We start from the raw sequence: 13467 nt of genomic DNA, 5'->3' as shown, positions 1-13467 counted from the left end.
GGGGCGTTCTCTCGCATGGTCACCATGCGTAGTTCGTCATCAACAACATTTGTGGATGCGTGTTTGGGGGCATGTCCGAAGACGGTAGCCGGGGTAGGTTCGAAACTGTGACCCCATTTAACGACATCCGCGATTATGTCGGCGTGCCGCGGGTGGCATCCCTGCGGCTATCCCCCGATGGAACGCGCCTGGTCAGCGTGGTGCAGGCGCTCAACCCCGATGGCAGATCCTACGGAACCTCCCTTTGGGAGATCCCGCTCGACGGCCGACGGCCGCACCGGCTGACCAGATCGGTCAAGGGCGAGGCCGGGGCCGAGTTCACCCAGCGTGGTGATCTGCTCTTCGGCTCGCGCCGGCCCGACCCGACGGTCAAGGACGCCGACGAGGAGGTTCCGGCGCTCTGGCTGCTGCCCGCGGCGGGAGGAGAGGCCCGGCAGATCGCATCCAGACCGGGGGGTGTCGCCGGGTTCGCGATCGGCGGGCAGACCGTGGTCTTCTGCTCCGACGTGCTCCCGGGCGACGAGGCGGGGGAGGCCGAGCGGCGCAAGACACGCAAGGAGGCGGGGATCAGTGCGATCCTGCACGAGAGCTACCCGGTGCGTTACTGGGATCACGACCTCGGGCCCGGCGAGCCCCGGCTGTTCGCGGGCACGCTGGGCGAGGAGGAACGGCTGACCGAGGTCAGGGATCTCACCCCCCAGCCGGGCAAGGCCTTGGCGAGCCACAGCGCCTACGACGTGACGCCGGACGGTTCCACGGTCGTGGCCACCTGGGGTGTCTCGATGCCGCACGGCGAGCTCCGTTTCGAGCTGGTCGCCATCGAGGCGGCCAACGGCGGTGCCCGGCGGGTCCTCGCCGCCGATGACGGCCACGACTTCGAAGGGCCGATCAGAATCTCTCCCGACGGACGCCTGGTCGCGTGCGTCCGGAGCAACCACGCCGACATCGACCACATCCCCGAGAGCACCCTGTGGATCGTCGATCTGGTCACCGGTGAGGGCCACCCCGCGGGCGGGGAGCTCTGGCCGTCCGACATCGTCTGGGCGCCCGACTCCCGCTCGCTGTTCATGGCCGCCGACCATCACGGCCGCCGCCCGATCTTCCTGGTCCCGGCCGACGGTTCCGCGCCGGAGCGGCTCACCGGTGACGACGCCGCGTACGCCTCGCTCAACGTCGCGCCCGACGGCACCGTCTACGCACTGCGCGGCGCGGTGGACGCGCCCGCGGCCCCGGTCAGGGTGGCCGCGGACGGCACCGTCGAAAGGCTGCCCTCCCCCGCCCCCGAGCTGGTGCTGCCCGGCAGGCTCACCGAGGTGACCGCGACCGCCGACGACGGCGCGGAGATCAGGGCCTGGCTGGCGCTGCCCGAGGGAGCCTCGGCGAAGAACCCCGCGCCGATCCTGCTGTGGATCCACGGCGGCCCGCTGGGCAGCTGGAACGACTGGTCCTGGCGCTGGAACCCGTGGATCATGGCCCAGAACGGTTACGCCGTGCTGCTCCCCGACCCGTGCATGTCCACGGGGTACGGGCCGGAGATGATCCGGCGCGGCTGGGCCAACTGGGGCCCGCGCACCCACGCCGACCTGATGGCGATCACCGACGCCGCGTTGGAGCTGCCCGAGGTCGACGCCACCAGGACCGCCGCCATGGGCGGCTCGTTCGGCGGCTACATGGCCAACTGGGTCGCCGGGCACACCGACAGGTTCAGTGCGATCGTCACCCACGCCTCGCTCTGGAACCTTGACCAGTTCGCCGGCACCACCGACGCATCGATGTACTGGCAGCGCGAGTTCGGAGCCCCGGGCACCGGGCTGTACGCGAAGCTCTCTCCGCACCGGTCGCTGGGGAACATCTCCACCCCGATGCTGGTCATCCACGGCGACAAGGACTACCGGGTCCCCATCGGCGAGGCGCTGCGCCTCTGGTGGGACCTGCAGCGCTCCGACGTGGAGTCGAAGTTCCTGTACTTTCCCGACGAGAACCACTGGGTGCTCAAGCCGGGCAACGCGGTTGTCTGGTACGAGACCGTGCTGGCCTTCCTGGACCAGCATGTCCTCGGCCGCGAGTGGAAACGCCCTGAGTCGCTGTCGTGAGCCCGATGGAGGAATCGTGGACGGTGCCGTGACCGGCCGGCCGGCGGAGGAGATCGCCGGTTCGTGAGCCCGGTGAAGCGAGTGAGGAGTGGTGAGGGGATCGTGGACAGTGCCGTGACCTTCGGCAGGCTGGCGGAGGAGATAGCCAGGGAGGCCGGTGAGATGCTTCTGGCCAAGCGTCCACCCCGTCCCGAGGTGCTGGTCACCAAATCCAGCCCCACCGACGTGGTGACAGCCCTCGACCGGGCCTCGGAGGAACTGATCCGCAACAGGATCAGGGCGGTCAGGCCCGGCGACGCGATCCTCGGCGAGGAGGGCGGCTCCACCGGCGACGGCAGGGTCCGCTGGATCGTCGACCCGATCGACGGGACCGTCAACTTCCTGTACGGGCTGCCCGAGTGGGCGGTCAGCATCGCGGTCGAGGTGGACGGCGAGGTGATCGCGGGGGTGGTCAACGTCGTGCCCCGCGGAGAGGTGTTCACCGCCGTCAGGGGCGAGGGCGCGTGGCTGGCGGGGGAGCGGCTGCGCTGCAACACCGGTGTGCCGCTGGAACGGGCACTGATCGCCACCGGATTCGGCTACGAGAGCGGGCGGCGCGAGGTGCAGGCGGAGGTGCTCCGTCACGTGGTGCCGCGGGTACGTGACATCCGCAGGGGTGGATCGGCGGCCTCGGACCTCTGCTCGGTGGCGGCGGGCCGGGTGGACGGCTACTACGAGCGCGGCCCGAACGTCTGGGACTACGGGGCCGGCGGCCTCATCGCCCAGGAGGCGGGGGCCAGGCTTGGTGGATTGGCCGGCAAGCCTGCCAATCCCGGCCTCGTCCTGTGCGCGGCGCCCGGCCTGTTCGAGGAACTGCACGACCTGCTGCTCCCGCTGGATCCGGAGCGCGACGCCTGAGGCCTCGACTCCGGACCCTCGCGGTACAGGCACGAAAGAGCCCCCCGGCCAAGATGGCCGGGGGGCTCCCTCCCATCAGCGCTGAATGGGAACGCCGTTGTCTGTGGCCAGACGCTGGAGATCCTCGATCTCGGCGGTGAAGGTGTCGGCGAGGTAGTCATCGCCGGAGGACCTGGCCTCCTGCAGATTCCTGTATGCCTGGTCGAGGCGGTGTTCGATTGTGGTGGTGAACTCGCCCATCTCACCTTCTTTCTCACGGGCGCATGGGGGCGGAAGGTACCGCGATAGAGACTGGAACCGGCTGTACCCACGGTGGCCCAGTAGCTAAACCTGTGTGTTTCCGACATCACACGGAGTGTCTACCCCTGGGAGGGCCTTACCGTGTGCTTACAGGGGATGGGGTGAGAATGAGGGGCCGTTCCAGCGGCTGCTCATGGAATGTGACGGGAGGTGCCATAAGCCGTGCGAGTGCTTGTGGTCGAGGACGAGCGGGTGCTCGCCGACGCGATCGCGACCGGGCTCCGGCGCGAGGCGATGGCCGTGGACGTGGCCTACGACGGCGCCGGCGCGCTGGAGCGGACGGGCTACATCGACTACGACGTCATCGTCCTGGACCGGGACCTGCCCAAGGTCCACGGTGACGAGGTCTGCCGCCGGCTGGTGGCCTCCCGTACCGCGTCGCGGATCCTCATGCTGACCGCCTCGGGTGACGTCGACGACAAGGTGGAGGGGCTGGGGCTGGGCGCCGACGACTATTTGGCCAAGCCCTTCGTGTTCATCGAGCTCGTCGCGCGGGTGCGGGCGCTCGGCCGCCGCTCCGCCCCGGCGCTGCCGCCGGTGCTGGAGCGGGCGGGGGTCCGCCTGGATCCGGGCAAGCGGCTGGTGACCAGGGACGGTGCGGAGATCGCGCTCACCAAGAAGGAGTTCGCGGTCCTGGAGGAGCTGATGCGTGCCGAGGGTGCGGTCGTCAGCCAGGAGGACCTGCTGGACAAGGCCTGGGACGAGAACATCGACCCGTTCACCAACGTGGTGCGCGTCACCATGATGACGCTGAGAAAGAAGCTGGGCGAGCCTCAGGTGATCGAGACGGTGCCAGGGGTCGGGTACAGGTTGTGAACGCTCCGGCAGGCGGGGGAGAGGAACGTCCGACGTTCGTCCCGGTGGACGAGGACCGGGGGTCCGTGCCGACCCACCCGATGATCAGCCCGCACTCCGAGCGGGGAGCCTGGAAGAGCGAGCAGCTCGCGTCGGGACCGCCGGAGAAGGAGGGGAAGCCGGGCGAGCAGCCCCCGCCGCCGACCGGCCCGCCCGCGTGGGACGGTCCGCCCCCGGCGGGCGCGGCGCCGACCGATCACACCCTGCTGAGCCGGCTGCAGGCGATCGTGGACCGGGTCAGCATCCGGTGGCGGCTGACCATCACCTACGCGACGCTGTTCTTCACCGCGGGTGCCCTGCTCATGGTCGTGATCTACCTGATGGTGGGCTGGGCGCTCAACGACGTGTGGCCGCAGTTCCCGCTCGACCTGAACGGGGTGATGCCCCCCGACCAGGCGCGCCGGTACGAGCAGCAGTGGTACTGGTACCAGCACGCCGCGATCGCCGGAGCGCAGAAGGAGCTGCTGGCCCGCTCGCTGCTGGCCCTGCTGGGGGTCGGCATCCTGGCGGTCATCATCGGCTACATCGTCGCCGACCGGGCGCTCAAGCCGATCCAGCAGATGACCGCCACGGCCCGCAAGCTGTCGGGCTCCACGCTCGCCCACGAGCGGATCGACCTCAAGGGGCCCGACGACGAGCTGAAGGAACTGGCCGACACCTTCGACGAGATGCTCACCAGGCTCAATGTGGCCTTCGACACACAGCGAAGATTCGTGGCCAACGCCTCGCACGAGCTCCGCACCCCGCTGACGATCAACCGGACGGTCCTGGAGATCGCGCTGGGCGACCCGGAGGCGTCGGGCGATCTCAAGGCGCTGGGCCGCACCCTCCTGGAGGTCAACGCCCGCAACGAACGCCTGATCGAGGGACTGCTGCTGCTGGCGCGGAGCGAGCGCGAGCTGAGCGTGCGCAAGCCGGTGGACATGAAGGATGTGGCCGAGACGGCCGTCGACCAGCTCGCCACGCGGGCCGCGGAGGCCGGGGTCACCGTGATCACCGAGCTCCGCAGTGCCGAGACCGTCGGTGATCCGGTGCTCCTGGAGCGCTGCGTGGCCAACCTGGTGGAGAACGCCATCAAGCACAACCTCCCCGAGTCCGGACGCCTGTGGGTCAGGACGGGAATGGTGGAGGGGGCGCTGGTTGTTCAGGTGGCCAACACGGGGCCGCATGTCCCCGCGTACGAGGTGAACAGTCTTTTCGAGCCGTTCCGGCGGCTCAACGCCGACCGGGTCGACTCCGACAAGGGTGCGGGGCTCGGGCTTTCCATCGTCCGCGCGGTGGTGCGGGCTCATGGGGGCAACGTGACCGCCATCCCCAGGGACGGAGGAGGTCTGGTGGTCACCGTGCGACTTCAGGCGCGCTGATCCGGCGGGGGGCGTCTCGTTCACGCCGTACATGTGGTTGGATGTGCCGTCGAACACGGTGGTGCATGCCGCCGATGCTGTGGTTTACGCCATATTTGGCTAACCGTGGCCATTGGCAGTACGTCCCTCACGTGTAGGGAGGTTCAGTGACCATTCCGGCAGGGTACCGAAGCAGGAATCTCGTCGGCAGATCGGGCACAAGTCGTGCCTCTCGAACGTTACACACGCGCGAGTGAGCGCACACAGATAGATGAGGGGGATGGAGCAGACCGATGGCTACCGATTACGACAGCCCACGCAAGACCGACGACGACCTCAGTGAGGACAGTCTTCAGGAACTGCAGGCCCGCCGTACCGACAAGTCCTCGGGCAGCATCGACATCGACGAGACGGATCTCGCCGAGTCGCTCGAACTGCCGGGCGCGGACCTGTCAAACGAGGAGCTCTCGCTCCGGGTGATTCCTCGTCAGGCCGACGAGTTCACCTGCGCGCGCTGCTTCTTGGTGCACCACCGCAGTCAGCTCGCCGTTGAGAAGAACGGTCAGCAGATATGCCGGGAATGCGCGGCTTGACGATAATTCCGATGGCCTGTTCGGGGTGTGCTCTTCCAGCCATGGGATAGGGGCCCAGAACAGCCTTGAGGAGGTTCCGAGACATGACGTCAGAGAACAGGCGGACCGATGCGGCGCCGGACGACTCCACTGCCGAGGAGTCGGACGGCGCGCCTGATCGGGAAGTGGCTGAGATCGTCGGCCGGCTCGCGGAGCCGGGTGACATGGATGGGGCCGAGCGGCGAAAGCTGCTCGGCCGCCTCACGAAAGCACTGACCCGGAGGGCGCGGAAGGCCAAGGAGGCGGGGGCGGGCCGGGGCCGCTGGCTGACCGACGTGTTCATGGCCGTGGCGCCCCGCATTCCCATCCGGGACCTGCACACCCTCTCCGAGCACCACCACGGCCTCACCGCCGAGGCGCTGGCCGACGACCTGGTGCGCACCGCGGCCAAGGCCACCATGACGGTCGGAGCCATCGGCGGGGCCGTCGCCGCGGCCGAGTTCGCCGCCCCACCCCTTCTGCTCTCCGCCCCCGCCCAGCTCGTGGCCGAGACCCTCGTCGTCGCCGCGATCGAGGTCAAGCTCATCGCCGAGCTCCATGAGGTGTACGGGATGCAGGTGCCCGGCAACGGTTCCCAGCGGGCCATGGCCTTCGCGGCGGCCTGGTCCAGACAGCGCGGTGTCGACCCCATGTCCCCGGGAACGATGACCGTCGCGCTCGGCACCGCGACCAGGACCGCCCTGCGCAACAGGCTGATGCGCACTCTCGGGCGCCACCTCACCACCTTGGGTCCCTTCCTCACCGGCGCCGTGGCGGGAGGGGTCCTCAACCGCGCCGCCACGAAGAAGCTCGGCGAGCTGGTACGGAGTGATCTGAGGGTTCATCGTGCCCTTCCACCTGGAAAGCCATAGAAACTCCTCAAACGGGTAGTTAATTCAGTAAGCCCCCGACTACCTGGAGGAATTTGTGCCGGGCCGCAGTACGTTTGTGATCGTCGCCAATCGTCTCCCCGTCGACCGGGTGGGGGAGGATATGTGGCGGCGCAGCCCCGGCGGCCTCGTCACCGCGATCGCCCCGGTCCTGCAGCGCAGGGAAGGGGCCTGGATCGGCTGGCACGGGGCCCCCGGCGAACAGCTCGAACCCTTCGAGCACGACGGCATGCAGCTCGTCCCCGTCCCGCTGTCCGAGCACGAGGTCGAGCTCTACTACGAGGGTTTCTCCAACGCCACACTCTGGCCCCTTTACCACGACGTGGTCGCCACCCCCATCTACTCGCGTGTCACCTGGGACTCCTATCGCGCGGTCAACGAGCGCTTCGCCCAGGCCGCCGCCGAGGAGGCCGCGGAGAACGCGGTCGTGTGGATCCAGGACTACCAGCTCCAGCTGGTCCCGGCCATGCTGCGCAAGCTCCGCCCCGACCTGCGCATCGGTTTCTTCCTGCACATCCCCTTCCCGCCGATAGAGCTGTTCGTCCAGCTCCCATGGCGGCGCGAGATCCTGGAGGGGCTGCTCGGCGCGGACATGGTCGGCTTCCAGCGTCCCGGTGGCGCGTCCAACTTCATCCGGCTCTGCCGCCACCTGCTCGGCCTCCAGCACCACAAGCACGAGATCTACGTGGACGGCCGGGTGGTGCGCGCCGGGGCCTTCCCCATCTCCGTCGACTTCGGCGAGCTCGACTCGCTGGTCCGCGAGCCGCACATCATCTCCAGGGCCAGGGAGATCCGCAGGGAGCTGGGCGACCCCGAGTGCATACTGCTCGGCGTCGACAGGCTCGACTACACCAAGGGCATCGGCCAGCGCCTGAAGGCGTTCGGGGAACTGCTCGCGGAGAAAACGATCAAACCGGGCGAGGCGGCGTTCGTGCAGATCGCCACGCCGAGCCGGGAGCGGGTCGAGGAGTACATGCGGCTGCGCGACTCGATCGAGCTCCAGGTCGGGCGGATCAACGGCGAGCAGGGAGAGCTCGGGCAGCAGCCCGTGCAGTACCTGCACCAGTCGTACGGCCGCGACGAGCTCGCCGCGCTCTATCTAGCGGCGGATGTGATGATGGTCACACCGTTGCGTGACGGGATGAATCTGGTCGCCAAGGAGTACGTCGCCTGCCGCAACGACCTGCGCGGCGCGCTGGTGCTCAGCGAGTTCGCCGGGGCGGCCGACGAGCTGCGTCAGGCGTTCATGGTCAATCCCTACGATGTCGACGGCCTCAAGCGGATCATGCTGACCGCGATGCGGGCGACCCCGCACGACCTGTCGCGCCGGATGCGCTCACTGCGCCGGAGGGTGTCCACCTATGACGTGGACCGCTGGGCGAGGGAGTTTCTCACCTCGCTCGAGTCGTCCTGACCCGTCGCCAGGCTCTTCAGCCGCCCCCGGCGGGTCCGGGGGCGGGTCCGCGGCGTTCGCCGGCCGTCAGCCGGTGGCGTCCTTGGCCGCCCCCTTCAGGGATTTCCACGCGTCGTAGCGCTTCTTGGCGCTGCGGGCGACCACGATCTGCGCCACCTGCATGCCGACCCCCATCACCACGGCGTAGCCGATCGCCTCGCCGAGGCTGATGTCCGGCGACTCGCTGTCGGCGGGCGGCTTCTTACCGGTGCTCTTCTCCCAGGCGAACCCGATGACCTTCTTGGCGCTCCAGGCGGTGACGAGGCCGAGCAGGCCACCGATGGCTCGCCACGCCATGTCCTGCTTCTCGCTCTTGTCAGCCATGTGGTCCTCCCGTTTTCTGTCCGCATCAAGAACACTAGTCTCCCCGAGCGCCATATCGCGTGAAGCCATGGCGAGGCATGACAGAACGGTGACCGTGCCCATGCCGGGGCGGCCTGGAAGCCGTACGCTCCGGCCGCCAGGAGAGCGAGGAGACGGCGCGCACGCGAATCTGTCCTTTCCGTCGGGGGATCCTGCCGTACGGTCGAGGCAGGACAGGTGAGGGGAGGACAGGCATGCCGCCAGGATGTGGCAACTGCAGCTGCTACCTCGAGGACAGGGTGATCTCCCGCCCGCCGGGTGAGCGCTGAATCCAGCCGGGTGAGCGCCGGCCCCTGACCGGGCGGGCGCCGATCCCCGACAGCACGCCGGGTGGCCCGGCCGGGTGGCCGGGCCGCTCCTCCTCGTGTCAGAGCGACAACTCTCGCGCGTTTTCCTTCCCGGCGTGACAGTCTGGAAGGTGTGATATCAGATCGGGAGCGCCTGACGAACCTGGTACCTCGTACGTTGCTGCGTCTCGCGATGTGGAGCCTCTGCCTGATCATCATCGGCTGGGCCGTCTTCTACTTCGCCCAGTTCATCGCGACGTTGCGCATCGTGATGCTGCCGGTGGCCATCGCGCTCCTGCTGACCGCGCTGCTGTTCCCGGTCACCAGGCGGCTTCGCGCGATGGGCATGCGGCCCATCTACGCCACCTGGGTCACCATGATCATCGCGCTCGCCGTGCTCGGCGGCACCGGCTGGATCATCGGGGCGCGTGCCAACGAGGAGTTCCCCGGCCTCGTCGACCAGGTGCGCCAGACGGCCAAGGACGTCGAGAACTGGCTCTACACCGGGCCCCTGCATCTGCAGCCGACTCAGATCAGCAGCTGGGTCGACGAGATCGGCAAGCAGATGACCAACCAGCGCAACGAGATCACCCAGACGGTCCTCACCGGCGCCACGGTGGCGCTGGAGGTGCTGGCCTCCATCGTGTTGCTGCTGTTCGTGACCTTCTTCATGCTCAAGGACGGCGACCGGATCTGGTCGTGGTTCCTGAAGGGGTTCGGCGAGGTCGCGCCGCGCGTCGACAGGGCCGGGCGGACCGCCTGGGTGACGCTCTCGCACTACGTGCAGGGTACGGTCGCGGTGGCCGCCGTGCACGGCCTGGTCATGGGCATCGTGCTCGCCGGGATGGGGGTGCCGCTCTGGGCGGCGCTCGCGGTACTGATCTTCCTGGCCAGCTTCATCCCCATCGTCGGCATCTTCTTCGCCGGTGCCGTGGCCACCCTGGTCACCCTCGGAGCCAAGGGGCCGATCTACGCTCTGATCTTCATCGGCATCCTGATCGTGGAGCAGCAGCTGGAGAACCACGTGCTCCAGCCGCTGATCGTCGGCAGGGTGCTCCACTTCCACCCACTGGCGATCATCCTGGTGCTGGCCGTGGGCGGCATCCTGGCGGGTATCGCCGGGGCCGCGGTGGCGGTGCCGGTGGCCGCCGTGATCTACCGGGCGCTGCCCGAGCTCAGCAGTGACGAACCGCTCGCCCTGCCACCGGCCTCGCCGCATCCAGATCCCGGCGAGGCGGGCGGGGCGGGGCCCAAGGCGGGCGGGACGGGGCCTGCGGCGGAGGCGGGAAAGCCGGTGGATGAGGAATCACCGCAGCCCAGGGAGTAACGTTCTGCCCCGTGACTCGTTCCACCTTGACCACCCCTCCGCCAGATGCCGTCCTTCCACGGCCACTCCCCGGTGGGCCCGCCCCCGGCGCCGCCCTCGGTTCCCACTACAGCCGCTGTTTCGGCTGTGGTGAGGACCATCCGACCGGCCTGCGGCTGACCGCCGTCACCCCTGACGGGATCACGGTGATCGCCACGTTCACCGTGGGAACGGCACACCAGGGTGCGCCGGGCCTGGCGCACGGCGGCGTGCTCGCCACGGCGATGGACGAGGTCATCGGCATGCTGGTCTGGCTCTTCCAGCGCCCCTACGTCACCGCGAGGCTGGAGACCGACTATCTCGCCCCGGTTCCGGTCGGTACGGTCCTGCATATGCGCGCCTGGTGCAACGGCATGTCGGGCAGGAAGGCGTACCTTGAGGCTGAGGGCCGTATCGGTTCCCCGGACGGCCCGGTCGCCGTGCGGGCCGCAGCGCTCTTCATCGAGGTGGGCATGGAGCACTTCGCCGAGCACGGTGACGCCCAGGCGATCATCGACGAGCATCACGAGTACGAGGTGAATCCGTGACCCACACCGTCGAGGTGCCGATCCACCGGCTCGACGCCGACCTGCCGCCGCCGTCGTACGCCCACCCGGGCGACGCGGGCGCCGACCTGCACGCCGCCGAGGACGTCGAACTCCTCCCCGGAGAGCGGGCCGTGGTCGGCACCGGGCTGGCGATCGCCCTGCCTGATGGGTATGCCGCGTTCGTCCACCCGCGCTCGGGCCTGGCCGCCAAGTACGGCGTGACGCTCGTCAACGCGCCCGGCACCGTGGACGCGGGATACCGGGGCGAGATCAGAGTGACGCTGCTCAACACCGACACCAAGGACACCGTGCGGCTGCGCAGGGGGGACCGGATCGCGCAACTGGTGATCCAGAAGGTGGAGAGGGCGGCGTTCTTCGAGGTGGACCGGTTGTCCGGATCGGCGCGAGGCGCGGACGGGTTCGGGTCCACGGGCCGCTGACAGGGAGTGAGTCCGACGAGGTGAAGGAGGTGGCGGACGATGATCCGGAACCTGGGCGTACCTTCGGCCCCGGAGGCCACCCGCCGCCGTATCCGGCGGGGGATGAGTTACCAGCGAAACTTCAAGGAGCGTGAGGAAAATGTTCCGACGTCACCGTCGTGAGGAGTCCCCGGCCGCCAAGGCCGCAGTGGACGAGGCCCCGCAGGTCCCGGCGCGGGAGTCGGGCCCGTGGGACGCCGACGAGCCCTACCCCGAGCGGGAGCGGGTCGACCTCGGAGGCATGCGCCTGCCGGTCGGCCCCGGTTTCGAGGTCCAGCTCAACCTGGCCGGTGACCAGATCGTCGGTGCGGTGGTCCTGTTCAACGAGAGTGCTCTGCAGGTGCACGCCTTCGCTGCGCCCAAGCGGAGCGGGATCTGGGACGAGGTCAGGGCCGAGCTGGTCGAGGGGGTGAAGAGCGCCGGAGGCACCGCCGAGGAGCGGGAGGGCGCGTTCGGCGTCGAGCTGGCCGCCAGAATCCCCGCCGAGGGCGTCGAGCAGCCGGTCCGCTACATCGGGGTGGACGGGCCGCGCTGGTTCCTGCGTGCGGTGATCAGCGGGCGCGCCGCGCAGGACGCCGAGGTGGCCGAGACGCTGGAGGGTGTCGTCCGGGACATAGTCGTGGTACGCGGCGACGAGCCGATGGCCCCCAAGGAGGCGATCGAGCTCCGGCTGCCCCCCGAGGCCAGGCAGGCCGTGGAGCAGCAGGCCGCAGGGGGCGAGGGGCCCGACCTCAACCCGTTCGACCGGGGGCCGGAGATCGCGGAGATCCGCTGAGAGGCCGGATCGCGTACGCTGATTCGACTCGTACGTGAAGGAGAGGTCCGTGGGTTCTCAGGAACCGCATAAACAGAGCGGTCTGCGAGGCTTCTTTCGCCGACTGACCGCAGGCCAGGCCGAGCTGGAGGCCGACGAGCTTCAGCAGGACCTCGACCGCCAAGGCGCCACGCCCATCGTCTCGTGTGGCGGGCGCCGACGCTTCTGCGTGAGCGGTACTCTGCGGACGGTGACGCTGCGCCCTCGCGGGGGCGCTCCCGCGCTGGAGGCGGAGCTATACGACGGTTCCGATGTGATCGATCTGATCTGGCTGGGCCGCAGGAAGATCGCGGGCATCGAGCCTGGCCGTCTGGTGCTGGCCGAAGGGCTGGTCAGCATCCAGGATGGGCGAAAAGTCATGTTCAACCCCAGATACGAGCTGCGCCCGGCAGGCGGTGCGTGAGCGATCGATGACCACGGAACGGTGAGCGAGAAGATGACCACCACCGGCGAGACCGCCGCGCACGACACGGTCGAGGCCGCGATCCGCAGCCAGCTTGCCAAGGCGTTCGGCGGGGTGCGGGGCGTCATCGAGGCCGCCGTGCCCACCATCGCCTTCACCGGCATGTGGATCGCCACCTCCGACCTGAAGCGCTCCCTGATCGTCAGTGTCTCGGCCGCGGTGCTGCTGCTCGTCGTGCGGCTGGTGCAGCGCTCGACGCCGCAGTTCGTGATCAACAGCCTGATCGGCATCGGCATCGGCGCGTTCTTCGCCTCCCGCACCGGCCAGGCGGAGGACGTCTTCCTGCCCGGCATCCTCTACAACGCCGGCTACTCCGTGGTGATGCTGCTGTCCATCGTCACCCGATGGCCGGTGGTCGGGTTCCTCATCGGGTCCGTCACCGGTGACCCGACCGCGTGGCGCGCGGATCCAGCCGTGGTGAGGCTGTGCACCAGGCTCACCTGGCTGCTGATGATCCCGTGTGTGGTCCGGGTGGCGGTGCAGCTCCCCGTCTACCTGATCGGCAGGGACGACGCGGTCGCCGAGCTGGGCATTCTCAAGATCGCGATGGGCTGGCCGCTCCAGGTCGCGGCGCTCGCCGCCATGGTGTGGCTCCTGGCCCGTGGCCGGACCCCGGTACGGCCCGCGGCCTCCTGAGCGGCAGGTCGGCCCCGCTCCGCCGTTCCCGGCCCCGCACGGACGCCGCTGACCGGTGATCGGGCTTCGGACCGGCATACCGGTCCGAAG

At 69.1% G+C, this 13467-nt stretch carries 15 protein-coding genes; 13 read left to right on the top strand and 2 right to left on the bottom strand.

Features of this window, described 5'->3' with window-relative positions; genetic code table 11:
- The first annotated feature begins 107 nt into the window (after positions 1–107).
- Complete coding sequence (locus ABZU75_RS29190; protein WP_355560837.1) at positions 108–2093, top strand: prolyl oligopeptidase family serine peptidase; 1986 nt, start codon at positions 108–110, stop codon at positions 2091–2093.
- 102 nt (positions 2094–2195) lie between these two features.
- Positions 2196–2990 carry an inositol monophosphatase family protein gene (locus ABZU75_RS29185; RefSeq protein ID WP_355560835.1) on the top strand — a complete coding sequence of 265 codons (795 nt, stop codon included), beginning with the start codon at positions 2196–2198 and terminating at the stop codon, positions 2988–2990.
- A 75-nt stretch (positions 2991–3065) separates the two neighbouring features.
- Here the strand turns inward: ABZU75_RS29185 and ABZU75_RS29180 are convergent, their stop codons facing one another.
- On the bottom strand, positions 3066–3230 hold the full coding sequence (locus ABZU75_RS29180; RefSeq protein WP_169750159.1) for a hypothetical protein: 165 nt from the start codon (positions 3228–3230) through the stop codon (positions 3066–3068).
- Positions 3231–3452: 222 nt separating this feature from the next.
- Here ABZU75_RS29180 and ABZU75_RS29175 point away from each other — a divergent pair, with 222 nt between their 5' ends.
- From ABZU75_RS29175 to ABZU75_RS29155, 5 genes are all read left to right on the top strand, one after another.
- The gene (locus ABZU75_RS29175; protein WP_350917449.1) at positions 3453–4106 is read left to right on the top strand and encodes a response regulator transcription factor; all 654 of its coding nucleotides are present in this window, start codon (positions 3453–3455) and stop codon (positions 4104–4106) included.
- Between the two features lie 80 nt (positions 4107–4186).
- The gene (locus ABZU75_RS29170; RefSeq protein ID WP_355560883.1) at positions 4187–5509 is read left to right on the top strand and encodes a HAMP domain-containing sensor histidine kinase; all 1323 of its coding nucleotides are present in this window, start codon (positions 4187–4189) and stop codon (positions 5507–5509) included.
- A 272-nt stretch (positions 5510–5781) separates the two neighbouring features.
- Positions 5782–6081, top strand: coding sequence for a DUF4193 domain-containing protein (locus tag ABZU75_RS29165; RefSeq protein WP_030914836.1), 300 nt, complete (start codon positions 5782–5784; stop codon positions 6079–6081).
- Between the two features lie 83 nt (positions 6082–6164).
- A complete protein-coding gene (locus ABZU75_RS29160) occupies positions 6165–6971 on the top strand; it encodes a hypothetical protein (protein ID WP_355560829.1) in 807 nt (268 codons plus the stop codon).
- Between the two features lie 55 nt (positions 6972–7026).
- The gene (locus ABZU75_RS29155; protein WP_355560826.1) at positions 7027–8403 is read left to right on the top strand and encodes a trehalose-6-phosphate synthase; all 1377 of its coding nucleotides are present in this window, start codon (positions 7027–7029) and stop codon (positions 8401–8403) included.
- Between the two features lie 66 nt (positions 8404–8469).
- Here ABZU75_RS29155 and ABZU75_RS29150 read toward each other — a convergent pair whose 3' ends face one another.
- Entirely contained in the window at positions 8470–8766 is a 297-nt protein-coding gene (locus ABZU75_RS29150) for a DUF4235 domain-containing protein (RefSeq protein ID WP_350917439.1), read from the bottom strand.
- Between the two features lie 459 nt (positions 8767–9225).
- On the opposite strand from ABZU75_RS29150, the gene ABZU75_RS29145 reads away from it, so the two are divergent.
- The 6 genes from ABZU75_RS29145 (at position 9226) to ABZU75_RS29120 (ending at position 13377) form a co-directional block, all read left to right on the top strand.
- The gene (locus tag ABZU75_RS29145; RefSeq protein ID WP_355560822.1) at positions 9226–10419 is read left to right on the top strand and encodes an AI-2E family transporter; all 1194 of its coding nucleotides are present in this window, start codon (positions 9226–9228) and stop codon (positions 10417–10419) included.
- 11 nt (positions 10420–10430) lie between these two features.
- Positions 10431–10985 (top strand): PaaI family thioesterase, encoded by a 555-nt coding sequence (locus ABZU75_RS29140; RefSeq protein WP_350917433.1) that lies wholly within the window; start codon positions 10431–10433, stop codon positions 10983–10985.
- On the top strand, positions 10982–11425 hold the full coding sequence (gene dut, locus ABZU75_RS29135) for a dUTP diphosphatase (RefSeq protein WP_355560818.1): 444 nt from the start codon (positions 10982–10984) through the stop codon (positions 11423–11425). Before ABZU75_RS29140 ends, dut begins: the two co-directional genes overlap by 4 nt.
- Positions 11426–11564: 139 nt before the next feature.
- Positions 11565–12239, top strand: coding sequence for a DUF3710 domain-containing protein (locus ABZU75_RS29130; protein WP_355560815.1), 675 nt, complete (start codon positions 11565–11567; stop codon positions 12237–12239).
- A 49-nt stretch (positions 12240–12288) separates the two neighbouring features.
- On the top strand, positions 12289–12681 hold the full coding sequence (locus tag ABZU75_RS29125) for an OB-fold nucleic acid binding domain-containing protein (RefSeq protein WP_030914810.1): 393 nt from the start codon (positions 12289–12291) through the stop codon (positions 12679–12681).
- Positions 12682–12714: 33 nt separating this feature from the next.
- Positions 12715–13377 (top strand): DUF3159 domain-containing protein, encoded by a 663-nt coding sequence (locus ABZU75_RS29120; RefSeq protein WP_355560880.1) that lies wholly within the window; start codon positions 12715–12717, stop codon positions 13375–13377.
- Positions 13378–13467: the final 90 nt, after the last annotated feature.

Origin of the sequence: Streptosporangium sp. NPDC005286 (assembly GCF_040607515.1) — a bacterium.
GTDB lineage: Bacteria > Actinomycetota > Actinomycetes > Streptosporangiales > Streptosporangiaceae > Streptosporangium.
The sequence above is the reverse complement of the archived record's forward strand: the minus strand, read 5'-3'. Positions and strand labels throughout refer to the sequence as shown.

Excerpts from the sequence above, each read along its gene's own strand:
- ABZU75_RS29180 (WP_169750159.1), bottom strand. The coding sequence starts at position 3,230 with ATGGGCGAGTTCACCACCACAATCGAACACCGCCTCGACCAGGCATAC.
- ABZU75_RS29170 (WP_355560883.1), top strand. The coding sequence starts at position 4,187 with ATGATCAGCCCGCACTCCGAGCGGGGAGCCTGGAAGAGCGAGCAGCTC.
- ABZU75_RS29165 (WP_030914836.1), top strand. The coding sequence starts at position 5,782 with ATGGCTACCGATTACGACAGCCCACGCAAGACCGACGACGACCTCAGT.
- ABZU75_RS29160 (WP_355560829.1), top strand. The coding sequence starts at position 6,165 with ATGACGTCAGAGAACAGGCGGACCGATGCGGCGCCGGACGACTCCACT.
- ABZU75_RS29150 (WP_350917439.1), bottom strand. The coding sequence starts at position 8,766 with ATGGCTGACAAGAGCGAGAAGCAGGACATGGCGTGGCGAGCCATCGGT.
- ABZU75_RS29130 (WP_355560815.1), top strand. The coding sequence starts at position 11,565 with ATGTTCCGACGTCACCGTCGTGAGGAGTCCCCGGCCGCCAAGGCCGCA.
- ABZU75_RS29120 (WP_355560880.1), top strand. The coding sequence starts at position 12,715 with ATGACCACCACCGGCGAGACCGCCGCGCACGACACGGTCGAGGCCGCG.